Source organism: Pseudomonas sp. M2(2023) (genome assembly GCF_030263955.1).
In the GTDB taxonomy this organism is placed as follows: Bacteria; Pseudomonadota; Gammaproteobacteria; order Pseudomonadales; family Pseudomonadaceae; genus Aquipseudomonas; species Aquipseudomonas asiatica.
This window is the reverse complement of sequence record NZ_CP127114.1, coordinates 5,464,218-5,480,138: the sequence shown is the minus strand read 5'-3', so window position 1 is coordinate 5,480,138 and position 15,921 is coordinate 5,464,218. Positions and strand designations below refer to the sequence as shown.

General features: G+C 58.5%; 8 protein-coding genes and 3 rRNA genes. 5 read left to right on the top strand and 6 right to left on the bottom strand.

The genetic code is table 11. The features are described 5' to 3' along the window. Nucleotides 1-129 precede the first annotated feature (129 nt). From QN085_RS25005 to rrf (QN085_RS24995), 3 genes are all read left to right on the top strand, one after another. Nucleotides 130-3,021: ribosomal RNA gene (locus tag QN085_RS25005) — 23S ribosomal RNA — on the top strand. 131 nt (nucleotides 3,022-3,152) lie between these two features. Further along, nucleotides 3,153-3,268: ribosomal RNA gene (gene rrf, locus QN085_RS25000) — 5S ribosomal RNA — on the top strand. A 109-nt stretch (nucleotides 3,269-3,377) separates the two neighbouring features. Further along, nucleotides 3,378-3,493, top strand: a 5S ribosomal RNA gene (gene rrf / locus QN085_RS24995). 89 nt (nucleotides 3,494-3,582) lie between these two features. On the opposite strand, the gene QN085_RS24990 is transcribed toward rrf (QN085_RS24995), so the two are convergent. The 4 genes from QN085_RS24990 to QN085_RS24975 form a co-directional block, all read right to left on the bottom strand. Beyond that, on the bottom strand, nucleotides 3,583-6,048 hold the full coding sequence (locus tag QN085_RS24990) for a TonB-dependent siderophore receptor (RefSeq protein WP_052484821.1): 2,466 nt from the start codon (nucleotides 6,046-6,048) through the stop codon (nucleotides 3,583-3,585). A 246-nt stretch (nucleotides 6,049-6,294) separates the two neighbouring features. Then, on the bottom strand, nucleotides 6,295-7,251 hold the full coding sequence (locus QN085_RS24985) for a FecR family protein (RefSeq protein WP_023661993.1): 957 nt from the start codon (nucleotides 7,249-7,251) through the stop codon (nucleotides 6,295-6,297). A gap of 4 nt (nucleotides 7,252-7,255) precedes the next feature. Further along, nucleotides 7,256-7,759, bottom strand: a complete 504-nt coding sequence (locus QN085_RS24980) for a sigma-70 family RNA polymerase sigma factor (RefSeq protein WP_023661994.1) — start codon at nucleotides 7,757-7,759, stop codon at nucleotides 7,256-7,258. Nucleotides 7,760-7,869: 110 nt separating this feature from the next. Then, nucleotides 7,870-8,559, bottom strand: coding sequence for a GntR family transcriptional regulator (locus QN085_RS24975; RefSeq protein WP_023661995.1), 690 nt, complete (start codon nucleotides 8,557-8,559; stop codon nucleotides 7,870-7,872). 204 nt (nucleotides 8,560-8,763) lie between these two features. On the opposite strand from QN085_RS24975, the gene lapG reads away from it, so the two are divergent. Both lapG and lapD read left to right on the top strand, forming a co-directional pair. Then, nucleotides 8,764-9,525 (top strand): cysteine protease LapG, encoded by a 762-nt coding sequence (lapG, locus tag QN085_RS24970; protein ID WP_023661996.1) that lies wholly within the window; start codon nucleotides 8,764-8,766, stop codon nucleotides 9,523-9,525. A gap of 10 nt (nucleotides 9,526-9,535) precedes the next feature. After that, entirely contained in the window at nucleotides 9,536-11,482 is a 1,947-nt protein-coding gene (gene lapD, locus QN085_RS24965; protein ID WP_023661997.1) for a cyclic di-GMP receptor LapD, read from the top strand. Between the two features lie 154 nt (nucleotides 11,483-11,636). Here the strand turns inward: lapD and QN085_RS24960 are convergent, their stop codons facing one another. Further along, nucleotides 11,637-13,013, bottom strand: coding sequence for an HlyD family type I secretion periplasmic adaptor subunit (locus QN085_RS24960; RefSeq protein WP_015268515.1), 1,377 nt, complete (start codon nucleotides 13,011-13,013; stop codon nucleotides 11,637-11,639). After that, on the bottom strand, nucleotides 13,003-15,159 hold the full coding sequence (locus tag QN085_RS24955; protein WP_023661998.1) for a type I secretion system permease/ATPase: 2,157 nt from the start codon (nucleotides 15,157-15,159) through the stop codon (nucleotides 13,003-13,005). The genes QN085_RS24960 and QN085_RS24955 overlap by 11 nt, the downstream gene beginning before the upstream one ends. Nucleotides 15,160-15,921 lie beyond the last annotated feature (762 nt).

Sequence of the window (15,921 nt, the reverse complement as noted above, 5' to 3'; positions counted from 1 at the left end):
ACTGATGGCCAGTTTCACTGCTGGTTAATCAGGCTAAGGTAAAATTTGTGAGTTCTGCTCGAAAGAGCAACATGCGAATTTTCGGCGAATGTCGTCTTCACAGTATAACCAGATTGCTTGGGGTTATATGGTCAAGTGAAGAAGCGCATACGGTGGATGCCTTGGCAGTCAGAGGCGATGAAAGACGTGGTAGCCTGCGATAAGCTTTGGGGAGTCGGCAAACAGACTGTGATCCAGAGATCTCTGAATGGGGGAACCCACTCAGCATAAGCTGAGTATCTTGTACTGAATACATAGGTGCAAGAGGCGAACCAGGGGAACTGAAACATCTAAGTACCCTGAGGAAAAGAAATCAACCGAGATTCCCTTAGTAGTGGCGAGCGAACGGGGACCAGCCCTTAAGTTGATTTGAGATTAGTGGAACGCTCTGGAAAGTGCGGCCATAGTGGGTGATAGCCCCGTACACGAAAATCTCTTGTCAATGAAATCGAGTAGGACGGAGCACGAGAAACTTTGTCTGAATATGGGGGGACCATCCTCCAAGGCTAAATACTACTGACTGACCGATAGTGAACCAGTACCGTGAGGGAAAGGCGAAAAGAACCCCGGAGAGGGGAGTGAAATAGAACCTGAAACCGTATGCGTACAAGCAGTGGGAGCCTACTTTGTTAGGTGACTGCGTACCTTTTGTATAATGGGTCAGCGACTTATATTCAGTGGCGAGCTTAACCGAATAGGGGAGGCGTAGCGAAAGCGAGTCTTAATAGGGCGTTTAGTCGCTGGGTATAGACCCGAAACCGGGCGATCTATCCATGGGCAGGTTGAAGGTTAGGTAACACTGACTGGAGGACCGAACCGACTACCGTTGAAAAGTTAGCGGATGACCTGTGGATCGGAGTGAAAGGCTAATCAAGCTCGGAGATAGCTGGTTCTCCTCGAAAGCTATTTAGGTAGCGCCTCATGTATCACTCCAGGGGGTAGAGCACTGTTTCGGCTAGGGGGTCATCCCGACTTACCAAACCGATGCAAACTCCGAATACCTGGAAGTGCCGAGCATGGGAGACACACGGCGGGTGCTAACGTCCGTCGTGAAAAGGGAAACAACCCAGACCGTCAGCTAAGGTCCCAAAGTCATGGTTAAGTGGGAAACGATGTGGGAAGGCTTAGACAGCTAGGAGGTTGGCTTAGAAGCAGCCACCCTTTAAAGAAAGCGTAATAGCTCACTAGTCGAGTCGGCCTGCGCGGAAGATGTAACGGGGCTCAAACCATGCACCGAAGCTACGGGTGTCATCTTTGATGACGCGGTAGAGGAGCGTTCTGTAAGCCTGTGAAGGTGAGTTGAGAAGCTTGCTGGAGGTATCAGAAGTGCGAATGCTGACATGAGTAACGACAATGCGAGTGAAAAACTCGCACGCCGAAAGACCAAGGTTTCCTGCGCAACGTTAATCGACGCAGGGTTAGTCGGTCCCTAAGGCGAGGCTGAAAAGCGTAGTCGATGGAAAACAGGTTAATATTCCTGTACTTCCAGTTATTGCGATGGAGGGACGGAGAAGGTTAGGCCAGCCTGGCGTTGGTTGTCCAGGTTTAAGGTGGTAGGCTGAAATCTTAGGCAAATCCGGGATTTCAAGGCCGAGAGCTGATGACGAGTTGCCTTCAGGCGACGAAGTGGTTGATACCATGCTTCCAAGAAAAGCTCCTAAGCTTCAGATAACTGGGAACCGTACCCCAAACCGACACAGGTGGTTAGGTAGAGAATACCAAGGCGCTTGAGAGAACTCGGGTGAAGGAACTAGGCAAAATGGCACCGTAACTTCGGGAGAAGGTGCGCCGGCGAGGGTGAAGGACTTGCTCCGTAAGCCCATGCCGGTCGAAGATACCAGGCCGCTGCGACTGTTTATTAAAAACACAGCACTCTGCAAACACGAAAGTGGACGTATAGGGTGTGACGCCTGCCCGGTGCCGGAAGGTTAATTGATGGGGTTAGCGCAAGCGAAGCTCTTGATCGAAGCCCCGGTAAACGGCGGCCGTAACTATAACGGTCCTAAGGTAGCGAAATTCCTTGTCGGGTAAGTTCCGACCTGCACGAATGGCGTAACGATGGCGGCGCTGTCTCCACCCGAGACTCAGTGAAATTGAAATCGCTGTGAAGATGCAGTGTATCCGCGGCTAGACGGAAAGACCCCGTGAACCTTTACTATAGCTTTGCACTGGACTTTGAATTTGCTTGTGTAGGATAGGTGGGAGGCTTTGAAGTGGGGACGCCAGTTCTCATGGAGCCATCCTTGAAATACCACCCTGGCAACTTTGAGGTTCTAACTCAGGTCCGTTATCCGGATCGAGGACAGTGTATGGTGGGTAGTTTGACTGGGGCGGTCTCCTCCCAAAGAGTAACGGAGGAGTACGAAGGTGCGCTCAGACCGGTCGGAAATCGGTCGTAGAGTATAAAGGCAAAAGCGCGCTTGACTGCGAGACAAACACGTCGAGCAGGTACGAAAGTAGGTCTTAGTGATCCGGTGGTTCTGTATGGAAGGGCCATCGCTCAACGGATAAAAGGTACTCCGGGGATAACAGGCTGATACCGCCCAAGAGTTCATATCGACGGCGGTGTTTGGCACCTCGATGTCGGCTCATCACATCCTGGGGCTGAAGCCGGTCCCAAGGGTATGGCTGTTCGCCATTTAAAGTGGTACGCGAGCTGGGTTTAGAACGTCGTGAGACAGTTCGGTCCCTATCTGCCGTGGACGTTTGAGATTTGAGAGGGGCTGCTCCTAGTACGAGAGGACCGGAGTGGACGAACCTCTGGTGTTCCGGTTGTCACGCCAGTGGCATTGCCGGGTAGCTATGTTCGGAAGAGATAACCGCTGAAAGCATCTAAGCGGGAAACTTGCCTCAAGATGAGATCTCACTGGGATCTTGAATCCCCTAAAGGGCCGTCGAAGACTACGACGTTGATAGGTTGGGTGTGTAAGCGCTGTGAGGCGTTGAGCTAACCAATACTAATTGCCCGTGAGGCTTGACCATATAACACCCAAGCAATTTGCTAGCGCAGATTGCGGTGGTGAAGACGAAACAACCGAAAGTTCGCAACATCACAAATATCGCATATCCGGATTCGCTGGGCTGTCCATCTGGACATTCTGGCAACAGAATTTCTTGACGACCATAGAGCATTGGAACCACCTGATCCCATCCCGAACTCAGCAGTGAAACGATGCATCGCCGATGGTAGTGTGGGGTTTCCCCATGTGAGAGTAGGTCATCGTCAAGATTCATTTCGCAAAACCCCTATCTGCACGTGCAGGTAGGGGTTTTGTCTTTAAGTAGGAACTACAGAGATTCGCAGGTACGTCCGAGGGACGGGCCAGCACACAGAATTTCTTGACGACCATAGAGCATTGGAACCACCTGATCCCATCCCGAACTCAGCAGTGAAACGATGCATCGCCGATGGTAGTGTGGGGCTTCCCCATGTGAGAGTAGGTCATCGTCAAGATTCAAATCCAAAGCCCCTGTCTGCGATGCAGACAGGGGCTTTGTCTTTCAGGCCCAAAAAACCCAGGGCTTGTGTGCGTCGCAATCAGGTCAGAACTGATAGCTGACCGTGGCACTGACATTGCGCTCTTCACCCATGTAGCAGTAGTTCAAGCTGGCACACGAAGTGATGTAGCTTTCATTGGTAAGGTTGTTGGCGTTCAAGCGCACATCCATCCCCCGCAGCCCGACCTTGCCCAGGTCATAGCCGATTGAGGCGTCGAACAGGGTATAGGAGGGCACCTTCATACTGTTTTCCGCATCCACCCAGCTGTACCCCACATACCGCACCCCACCACCCAAGCGCAGGCCATCCAGGGCCCCCTGGTGGAAGTTGTAGTCAGCCCAAAGCGAGAACATCTGTTTCGGTGCCTGGGTTGGCGAATTGCCCTTGTTATCCAGGTTGCCGGACACCAGGCTGGGCATCGACTTTGCGTACTCGATATCGGTAAAGGTATAGCCGCCCAGCAGCTTCAAGCTGTCGGTCAGTTGCACATGGGCCTCCAGTTCAAGCCCTTGTGAGCGAACTTGCCCTACAGGGCGATAGAAGTCCTCGTCAGGCTGCTTCGAGGCTAGGTTCTCTTGCTCGATGCGGAACACCGATGCGGTGAACAGATTGTCGCTACCCGGCGGCTGATACTTGATACCAGCCTCCCATTGAGTGCCCTCGGTCGGTGCCAGAGGGCGGCCTTGCTGATCGGACACGGTATTGGGGTTGAACGACTCCGAGTAGCTGACATAGGGCGCAATGCCATTCTCGAACAGGTAGAGCACCCCTGCGCGAGTAGTGAATCTGGAGCGCTGGTCACTGACTTTGATGTTGCTGTCGCGATTCTCCTCGGACACCTTTACCCAGTCCTGGCGCAGTCCCAACGAGAAGCGCCATTGGTCCAGCTCCACCAGGTCCTGCAGGTAAACGCCCGTTTGTTGCAGGCGCCGCTGGTAACGGTTCTCGCCCAGCACCTGAAGGTTGCCGTTGCCGTACTGCGGGTTGCCGGCGTCCAGCGGATCGACTGTGCCATAACGCCAGGCTACGTCGGCCTTGCGTCGCTGGTAGTCGGCGCCCAGCAGCAGGGTGTGTTTGGCGGCCCCGGTAAAGAATTCCGCCTGCAGCATGTTATCGATGATGTACGAATGCAGGCGTTCGTCGCCACCGGTATAGGCGCGGTTGAGGATATTGCTGTCGGCATCCGCCCAACCGGCGGAATACACCTGATCCATCGACACGTCGGAATCCTGGTAACGGAAGTTCTGGCGTGCCGTGAACACATCGTTGAAGCGATGCTCGAACTGGTAACTGAAGGACTGTTGGGTACGCTCGTAGTTGTCGATACCCGGCTCGCCTTCGAAGAAGTGGTCAGACAGGCGCAATCCGTTGCGCTTGTGCAGCATGCCATCTGCGGGGTTACCGCCGTGATAGCCGCCGTTGGGATCGTGTTGCAGGTAGGCCTGCAGGGTGAGTGAAGTGTCTTCGCTGAAGTCGATGCTGACGGCCGGCGCGATGGCGTAGCGTTCTTCCTTGTTGTGGTCGAACTGCGTATCGGAAGCATCCGCCAGGCCTGTCAGGCGATAAGCGATACGCTTGTGGTCATCCACGGGGCCGCTGAAATCGAAACCCATGCCACGCTGGCCTTGGGTACCGAGGGTGGCCTGGACTTGGTGGTAGGGGGTGAACAGCGGCTTCTTGGTGGTCAGTGCCACCAGGCCTCCTGGCGAGCTACGGCCATACAGTACTGAAGACGGTCCCTTGAGAATATCGATGCGCTCAAGGAAGTATGGGTCCACCTGCATGGTGCTGTAGGTCCCGTTGTCTCCCATCGACTTGAGCCCGTCCACGTAGATGTTGTCTACCGAGCCGTCGTTGAAGCCTCGCAGGGCTACATAATCATAACGGTGGGTCGCCCCATAGGGGTTGGTCAGTACCCCAGGTGTGTAGCGCATGGCTTGGGCAACGGTTTGTGAGCCTTGGTCGTCCATCTGCTGACGGGTAACCACCGAGACCGATTGTGATGTTTCTACCAGCGGCATGCTGGTCTTGGTCGCCACCTGGCTGTGGGTAGCGTTGTAACCCTCCATGCTGCCCAATGCATTGCCAAGGGTGAAGCTACGGACATCGGTGTCTGGCAATGACAATGCAGCGCCTTGGGGTTGTACCTGCAGCACGTAGCTGCGGCCGTTCTGGTTGACGGCTTCCAGGCCGCTGCCATTTAGCAACTGGCGCAGTGCCTGATCGGTAGAGTACAGCCCCTGCAGGCCGTTCGACTGCAAGCCTTGGGTGAGCTGGGGTGTGCTCGACAGGGTGATGCCAGCCTGGCGGGCGAACTCGTTGAGCACATCATCCAACTGACCTGCCGGGATCGCATAGCGGTGGCCCACCTGGGCCGTTTCAGCTGCTATGGAAAGTTGTGTTACGGCTGTCAGGCCCAAGACGGTGCCAAACAGGGCAGCCCGGACTGCTTTGCGTAAAAGCACTGAGTGCAAGACAGGTCGAAAATCATTCGCATTGAATGTGGGCATATGCACGGGAGCGGTAGGCATGTGGGGTCCGTTGAAGTGAGAGAGCAGGAGGTGTCGCTTACTGTCCTAGCCGGACCGACATTCAATACCCGTCAAAAAAGTTATTGGGGCCGCTACGCGCCCCATCGCCGGCAAGCCAGCTCCCACAGGTATTGCATAGCCCTAAGGCCTTGTGCGATCTCTGTTGGAGCTGGCTTGCCGGCGATGGGCTGCATAGCAGCCCTGAACGCAAAAGCCGCCGTCAGCTCAGGCCAGCCCCTCCACGCGCACCCACCAGCGTGTACGTTGGCGAAGCCGTACGGGTAGCGTCCGTGGTAGCAGCTGTAGCAGTTGCTCCGGGTCTTCGAGGCGGAATACACCCGACAGGCGCAAATCGGCAATGCCGTCGCTGCAGCCCAGATAACCATGGCGATAACGGCTGACCTGCGCAAGGAAGTCGAAAAGGCGCATGTTCCGGGTGACGATCAGGCCTTCTGTCCAGGCCATCGCATCCATGTCCACCTGCTCGAGCCGGTGTGTGCCTAACGCATCCAGACGCCAGTTCTGGCCGCTTTCGATCCATTGCAGCTGGCCATTGTCAGGCCGGTGTATCGCCACCCTGCCATGGCTGACACTGACCTGCGTGCAGTCGCTGTCCTGACGCGCCACAAAGCGTCCTTCGAACCCTTCCAGTAACGCGTCACGAGTTTCTACAAGCAAGGAACGCTGCGTGTTGCAGGCAATCATCACTTCCCCCTGCTTCAGGCGGACTAGGCGCTGCTGGTCATTGAAGGCCAGGTCGACGGTACTGCGGGTGTTGAGTTGCATCTGCGAGCCATCGGGAAGCGCAAAGCTGCGTCGTTCGCCCGTGCCGGTGGTGTAGTCTGATGTCCAGTCGTTGACCGCATCGAGGTCTTTTCCCAGCCATGCCGCCGTCCCTACCATGGCAACGCCGCCAAGCAGTTTCAGCGCCTGCCGACGATGCAGGCGGCGCTGGCTGGTCTCCAGGGTTTGCAAAGCCAGCCCGGCACCGGGTATGGCACGCAGGTCGAGGTCCTGATGCAGGTGAATTACTCGTTGCCAAGCCTGCTCGTGTTCGTGGTGGGCAGTGCGCCATTGCCTGCACTCTTGTTGCAGGGCAGGGGCATGCCCGCTCTCGCGCAGCCTCAGCATCAACTGGATGGCCTGCTTGACTGCTGTTGCGCCGGGCTGTGAAGCGGTCATTGCGTCAACACTCGTCGGCGTAGCGCAGCAAGTAGCAATGGTAGAGCGCGTCGGCGATATAGCGCTCCACGGTACGCACCGAGATCCCCATCTGGTCGGCGATCGCCTGGTGCTTCAGCCCCTCGCATTGGGCAAGCAGGAATGCACGACATACTTTGGGTTTCAGGCCTTCGAGCATGCGCGCGATGCGCTCCAGCAATTCCAGCAGCAGCTCACGGGTTTCGGCCGAAGGGGCCTGCGCTTCCGGCAACTGTGCCAGCGCCTCGAGATAGGCCCTGTGCAGTTCCTCGCGCCGCCAGTGGTCGATCACGAGCCCACGCGCAACCGTTCTCAGGAAAGCCCTGGGTGTGTTCAGTTGCAGATGTTCGCGACGTTGCAACAGGCGTACGAAGGTGTCCTGGGCCAGGTCTGCGGCATCGGCGGCGTTGCCCAGCTTGCTGCGTAGCCAGGCATGCAACCAGCCGTGGTGGTCACTGTAGAGCGTTTGCACGGAATCGTTGCTGGGCATGGGTGAGGGCGCTGCTATCAATGGACATGAATGATAATTAGTCTCATTGTTGGCGGTAGCCGATCAATTTGCAACCCAGCCGACTGCACCATGCGTGCAGTCACTACTCGCTAGCGCCCCAGTTGCGTATCCAGATACTTGCGGATTACCCGCGATGCGTTATTCAGGTGCCGTTCCAGCACGGCTACCGCTTCGTCCACCAGCTTGTCGCCAGCCGCATCCGCCAGTGCGTTGTGATCGTCCTGGGTGAGCTTGCCCAGGCCCATGGACGAAACATGAAACCGCAGGAAGCGTTCTTCCTCGTTCAGTTCGTCCTCGATCAGGCGCAGCAGTTTCTTGTTCGGCGCCTTGTTGTACAACGACATGTGGAACAGGCGATTGAGGCGGCCGATTTCAGCGTGACGGGTTTCGTTTTCCAGTTGCTGGATATACCCGCGGGCGCTGGCGATGTCGCTGGCATCGAGCAGCGGAATGGACTGGCGCAGCGCCTCGGTCTCGAGCAGCACGCGCAGGGCATAGGTGTCCACCGCGTCCTCGCCGATCAACGGCGCAACCACCGCACCCTTGTGCATTTCCACTTTCAGCAGCGATTGCGCCTCGAGCTGGCGCAGGGCCTCGCGCACGGGCATGCGGCTGACACCGAACAAGGTGGCGAGCTCTTGTTGTCTTACGGCAGTACCTGGAGGCAAGCGGCCATCAAGAATGGCACTGCGCAGGCGTTCTTCGATCACGCCACGGGCCTGGTGCGGCAACAGCTGCTCGCTGGCCAGCACATTGCTCAATTTGATTTTCTCGGCCACGCGACGTCTGCCTCAACGATGACTAAAGTTGGATCCAATGAAGCTAGTAACAGCTCTTGAGGGTGTCAAACCTGTACATCTAATGAGCAGGCGCCCCCAAAAGCGCGGCTATGGTGGATGAAGTCGAAGGGCAAAGGAAGCGGCCCACACAAGGTTATAACCAGAAAGTGTAGGTCGACTGAACGGCGGGTGCATGATTGCAGGATGCCATTGTCTTTTGCCGTTGCAGGCCGCACCATCGCTGCTTTCGACTGGCCTGAGCAGGGCTTGGCAGTGGCGAAATCCTGGATGCTCAAAACCGTTGTGCAACGTGTCGGCCTTGCTGCGCTGCTGGGCAGCCTGCTGCTGGGCGGCTTGCACGCGGATTGGGACTTTTCCCAGATCAGCCGCAAGTCGCAGGCCCTGTATGGCCCCTTGGGCGCCGGGCAGGGCCGTATCGATGCCTGGCAGAGCCTGATGGCTACGCAGAAGCAGGGGACGGAGCTTGAGCGATTGCAGGTGGTCAACCGCTTCTTCAACCAGCAATTGCGCTATGTAGAGGACATCGACCTGTGGCATGAGGTCGACTATTGGGCCACGCCAGTGCAGGCGCTGATCAAGGGTGCAGGGGACTGCGAGGACTACGCCATCGCCAAGTATTTCAGCCTGCGGCGCATGGGTATTCCCAGTGAAAAGCTGCGCATCACCTACGTAAAGGCGCTGCGGCAGAACCGGGCGCACATGGTCCTGACCTATTATTCAAGCCCACAGGCACAACCATTGGTGCTCGACAGCCTGATGGATGCCATCAAGCCGGCGAGCCAGCGTACCGACCTGCTGCCGGTGTACGCCTTCAATGGTGAGGGATTGTGGCTGACGGGCGCCGCAGGCAACAAGAAGGTCGGCGATACCAAGCGGTTATCACGCTGGCAGGATTTGCTGAAGAAAATGCAGGCCGAAGGGTTCCCGGCCGAGCCGGTTTACTGAAGGAGCACAGATGTCACTGTTCAAACAATTGCTGTTGGCCATTTGCCTGTTCCTGGTGGTCGCCTTCAGTGGCAGTTTCATGGTCAGCCTGGAAAGCTCGCGCAGCCAGTACGTCAACCAGTTGCGCTCGCACGCCCAGGATGCGGCGACAGCGCTGGCGCTGTCGCTGACGCCGAATATCGATGATCCGGCGATGGTCGAGCTGATGGTCAGTTCGATCTTCGACAGTGGTTACTACTCAAGCATCAAGGTTGTCGACCTAGGCTCCAATGCTGTGCTGGTAGAGCGCCATGACGAGCCGGACCCCGGCGGTGTACCGCGCTGGTTCGTGGGCCTGATCGGCCTGGAGGCTGCCGGCGGCGACGCCATCGTCAGCCGTGGCTGGCAGCAGGCTGCGCGCGTTGAGGTGATCAGCCACCCGATGTTCGCCATTGCCAAGCTCTGGCAAAGCGCCCTGGGCAGCCTGGGTTGGCTGCTGCTGTGTGGCGCGGCCAGTGCGGTACTCGGCGCCTTGCTCCTGCGTCGCCAGTTGCGGCCGCTGGACTACATGGTCGAGCAGTCCCACGCCATTGCCCGCCGCGAATTCCTCAGCCTGCCCGAGTTGCCGCGCACACCGGAGCTGCGTCGGGTAGTGCAGGCGATGAACCAGATGGTCGAGAAGCTCAAGGCACTGTTCACCGAGCAGGCCGAGCGCAGCGAGCGGCTGCGTGCCGAGTCTTACCAGGACAGCCTGACCGGGCTCTCCAACCGCCGTTATTTCGAGATGCAGTTGAACATGCGTGTGAGCAACCTGGAAGAAGCGCGCGCCGGTTACCTGCTGTTGCTGCGGGTCCAGGGGTTGGCGGGGTTGAACGCCCGTCTTGGCGGCCAGCGTACCGACCAGTTGCTACAGGCTGTGGGTGAGCAGTTGCGTCGCACCTGTGCCAGCTATCCGGAAACCAACGATCTGATTTCCCGTAGCCGCGGGGGCGAGTTTGCCGTGTTGGCGCCGGGCATGGTGCATGAGGAGGCGGTACAGCTTGCCCAGGCCTTGGAAGCAACGCTGCACAGTCTGCACGAAACAGGCGCCAGTGATATCGACCCGGTGGCTTGTATCGGCCTGGCGCCGTTCAGCCCCGGTGATTCACCACAGGCATTGCTGAAGCTTGCCGACGAGGCGCTGGCGCGCGCCGAGAACCAGCCAACACCGGGTTGGGTATGCCTTGAGCAAGGTGTGGCTGCAGTTGCTGCGGATAGCCAGCATGTCTGGCATGAGCGGCTGGACCAGGCGTTCAACAATGGGCATTTCGAACTGTTCTTCCAGCCAGTGGTAGATTGCGCTTCTGTGCAACGGGTATTGCACCACAAGGTGATTTCGCGTTTGCAGGATGGCCATGGCGAGGCGCTGCCGGCAGGTCGCTTCCTGCCCTGGCTGGAGCGCTTCGGCTGGATGCCGCGGCTTGATGTGCTGGTGTTGGAGAAGGTGCTGGCGCACCTTCGAGGGCATGAACAGGTGTTGGCGCTGAACCTGTCCGCCGCCACCCTGGCCGACCCCAAGGCCCTCCAGCGTGTCTTCGAGCTTCTGGGCCAGAACACGGCGCTTGGCCCGCGGCTGGTTTTCGAAATTGGCGAGGAACAGTTGCCTGAGCAGGCGGTTCTGGAACAACTCACCCGGCGCCTGCACGCGCTTGGCTTCGGCTTGGCGCTGCAACGCTTTGGTGGGCGTTTCAGCATGATCGGCAACCTGGCGCACCTGGGCCTGGCATACCTGAAGATCGATGGCAGCTACATCCGTAACATTGACCAAGAGCAGCACAAGCGGCTGTTCATCGAGGCGGTCCAGCGTGCCGCACACAGTATCGACCTGCCGCTGATTGCCGAGCGGGTCGAGACGGAAGGTGAGCGGTTGGTGTTGCGGGAGATGGGTGTAGGCGGGATTCAGGGGCAGTTGGTTGGTGAGCCTGCCCCCTGGCGCTGAGGGTATGCGGTCCCTTGCAGGAGCGGCCTTGTGTCGCGAAAGGGCCGCACAGCGGCCCCAGGATTTCAGCAAAGACGCATAAATAGCTGGGGCTGCTGTGCAGCCCTTTCGCGACACAAGGCCGCTCCTACAGCGAACACGGTAGGAATGGCGGTCAACGCTCGCGCAACGCCTCCGAACGCGCCTTCATTATCGGCTTGAGCAGGTAGCTCATGATGGTCTTCTTGCCGGTCATGATATCGACCGTCGCCACCATCCCCGGAATGATCAGCAGCGGCTTCTCGTCAGTGCCCAGGTGGCTGCGGTCGGTGCGCAGCTTGATCAGGTAATAGGTGGTCTTCTTGTCTTCATCGGTGATGGTGTCGGCACCGATCTGCTCCAGCTTGGCCTTCAGCCCGCCGTAGATGGTGTAGTCATAGGCCGTGAACTTGACCGTCGCTTCCTGACCAGGGTGCAGGAAGGCGATGTCCTTGGGCAGGATCTTCGCCTCGATAACCAGTGAGTCGTCCAGCGGCACGATTTCTATGATATCGCTGCCCGGCTGGATCACCCCGCCAATGGTATTCACCAGCAGTTGCTTGACGATACCGCGTACCGGCGAAGTAACCATGGTACGGTGCACGCGATCATCCAGCGCCTTGCTGGTCGCCGTGGCTTTGTTCAGCTCTGTGCGCGCTTCGTTCAGCTGGGTCAGCGCTTCGCTACGGAATTTGCCACGGGTCTCTTCGATCTTGCTTTGCACCTCGCGAATGGCCGCCTCGGCACGCGGGATAGCCAGCGCTGTGGAGTCCAGCTGACCGCGGTTCTCCACCTCGGCACGACGCAGGCGCAGCACTTCAACCTGCGAGATTGCGCCGGTTGCCACCAGTGGCTCGGACATGCTGATCTCTTTACGCAACAGTTCCAGGCTGTTGGCGTACTGGGCGCGCTTTGAACTGAACTCGCGCAGCTCCTGCTGGCGCTGGACCAGTTGTTGCTGCAAGCCACCAATCTCGTCCTGCAGTTGCTGGCGCCGGCTCTGGTACAGCGACTCTTCGCTTGCTGCCTGGCTTGGCGCGGCCTTGCGCAGTTCCTCATCGATCTTCAACGGGGTGTCGCCCACTTCGGCACTCAGGCGCTCGACGCGCAAAGCCATGGCCAGGCGGTCGGCCTCGGTTTCACCCACGTTGGAGGCGAATCGGGTTTCATCCAGGCGCAGCAATGGCTGGCCCACTTCGACAATCTGCCCTTCCTTGGCGAAGATCTCGGCGACTATGCCCCCCTCCAGGTTCTGAATCTTCTGCACCTTGGACGACGGAATGGCCTTGCCTTCACCCCGCGTAACTTCGTCGATGGGCGCGACGCTGGCCCACACGATCAGGAACACGAAGAACAGGATTACGCCCCAGATGGTCAGCCGCACGACTCGCGGCGCATCCTCGATCAGGGCCTTGTTGACCTCTGGCAGCGGCTGCCCGCCCAGTGAATCGGACCCTTTGAAATAGCGCCGCAGGCCTTCCTTGAATTGCCCTACATCCAGCTTATGCAACACTGATCTGCCCCTTCTTCAGCGCATCCATGACCGCGGCTTTCGGGCCGTCGGCGACAATCTGCCCGCGATCGATCACGATCAGTCGGTCCACCAGTGACAGCAGCGAGGCACGGTGAGTGACCAGCAGCACCGTCTTGCCTTCCACTACCGCCTGCAGCCGCTGCTTGAGGCGTTCTTCGCCGGTGTTGTCCATGGCGCTGGTCGGTTCGTCCAGCAGCAGGATCTGCGGGTTGAGCAACAGCGCGCGGCCCAGGGCGACGTTCTGTCGCTGGCCGCCGGACAGGTTCTGCCCGCGCTCACCCACCTGCAGCTCGTAGCCGTCCGGGTGCAACCGGGCGAATTCATGTACGCCTGCCAGTTCGGCAGCCTGCAGGATCAACTCATCCTCGATGTAGCGGGCCCCGCTGACCAGGTTATCGCGCAGGGTACCGGCCAGCAGCTGAATGTCCTGCGGCACGTAGCCGATGTTGTGGCGCAGTTCGCTGACGTCGATCTGGCGAATGTCCACGCCGTCGACCAGCAGCGAGCCGCCGTCGGCCTCGTACAGGCCGACGATGAGCTTGGCCAACGAGCTCTTGCCCGAGCCACTGCGGCCGATAATACCCACCTTCTCGCCGGGACGGATGGTGAGGTTGATGTTCTTCAGGGCCTGGTTCTGTTGGTTCGGATAGGTGAAATCGACCCCGCGGAACTCGACGCTGCCCTGCAGCACCTTGCGGCTCAGTGGGCGTTCTTCGAAGTTGCGCTCTTGCGGTAGTTCCATCATGTGGTCGGTGGAGACCATGGTCACCTTGGCTTGCTGATAGCGGGCGAGCAGGCCGTTGAGCTGGCCCAGCGGCCCGAGGGCGCGGCCGCTGAGCATGTAGCAGGCTACCAGGCCGCCCATGCTCAGGTTGCCGTCGATGATCAGGTATACGCCGACACAGATCATTGCCACGCCTGCGAGTTGCTGGATCAGCAGGGTGATGTTCATCGCCAGGCTAGACAGCACTTTCACCCGCAGTTCAAGGCGGCTGAGGGTACCGAGGGTCTGCTCCCACATGTACTGGCGTTCGCTTTCGGCGTTGTTGACCTTTACCGCATCCAGGCCGGCAAGGGTCTCGATCAGGCTGGACTGGCGCTCCGAAGCCAGGGCCATGGTCCGTTCCATCGTCGCCATCAGTGGCCGTTGCAGTGCATAACCGATGCCCAGGGCCAGCGGGAAGGCGATGATCGGTATCCACACCAGATGCCCGCCAATGATGGCGATGACGATCAGGATAAGCACGGTGAAGGGCAGGTCGATCAGGCTGGTCAGGGTCAGCGAGGCGAGGAAGTCCCGCAGGCCCTGGAACTCATGAATGTTCTGGGCAAAGCTGCCGACCCTGGCAGGGCGGTACTTCATCGACATGCCGACGATACGTTCGAACAGCGTTGCCGAAATGATCAGGTCGGTCTTCTTGCCGGCCAGGTCCAGGCACAAGCCGCGCAGGCCCTTGAGGATCAGGTCGAAGATGTAGGCGCCGGCGATGCCGACGGCCAGTACCCAGAGGGTCGAGGTGGCCTGGTTGGGTACCACCCGGTCATATACGTTCATCACGAACAGTGGCGCGGCCAGGGCGATCAGGTTGATCACCAGGCTGGCGGCGATGGCGTCGATATACAGCCATTTGCTGCGCAGCAAGGTATCGCGGAACCACGACTTCGCCCGCGGGATGAGGTTGCCGTGGTTGACGTCGAACTTGTGCTGCGGCTGGGCAAAGAATACCCGGCCACTGTAATCGCTCTGCAGGGCTTCGCGGCTGACATGCACCTCGCCGCCATCGCTCTCGCTAAGCAACAGGCGTGCGGTGTCTTCGTTCTCCCAGCCCAGCAGGACGGCGCTGCGACCTTCCTTGAGCAGCAACATGGCTGGCATGGCGATGCTCGGGATCTGCTCCAGCTTACGCTGCAGCAGGCGCCCCTGCAGCCCGGCCCTGGCGGCAGCGCGGGGCAGCAACTCGGGGCTCAGGCGCTGGGCCGGCAACGGCAGGCCGGTGGTCAGCATGACCCGGCTTGCTGGTTTCTGGTGCAGGACACACAGGCTCAACAGACTATCCAGCAGGGGATCGTCATGCTGACTGCGTGGATCGTGGCTGAGTTGGACTCGACTGACTTCGGATTCCACGCGGCGCTCTCTTCATCCTTGTGGTGAGTGGGGTGGGTGTGCCGCCGTTCAGGCTGGCTCACCCGTGCTGCCAGGCAGTGGTCATGAGGCTACGGCACCCTGGCGCTTGGGCAACCGGCTAATGGTCGCCTTGAATCGGTATTGAGTAAACAGTTCTGCGGTCTTCATTCCTGGCAGACGGTGCTGGGTGGTGGATGTTTCATTTTTGATCCAGTCAGCATCCAGGTCGAATCAGTTTTCAGCATAGCCTGCCATCCAGCTGGCGACAGAGGTGTTGCGGTATTGCTCTGCACCATTGTCAAGAAACAGGCGCTGATTTGTTGACGAACTTGCGCGACTAATTAGGCAAAATTCATCTATTAGCAAAGCGTTCTCTGACAAGCCTGGTCTATACAACGGTAACGCTTTCTTATATTCGGGCTGGCAGTATTTACGCTGTGGTTCGCTATCTCTTTGATCTGCGGCAAATTGACACCCTTATTGTGCAACTGTACTGGCTACTGACAGCCGCGAACTGTCACAAGGCCCAGGTTCTGCGTGGCCTCCAGTCACCGTCTGGCTCCCTTTAGGCAAGGTTTGTGCTTCTGAAAAAGCTATTATTTGAGCGAGCGGAAGGTGATTTGGAAATTGACGCTCGAATTTTGACAATTGCCGATGAAAGGGTGTCCTGACCCATCCGATACCATCACCTAAGCGCCGAGAAAGATGCTCTAAATGTCGCGGTGAGCGCGCTTTAGGTGATGTATGGCACTTGTCCCTAAA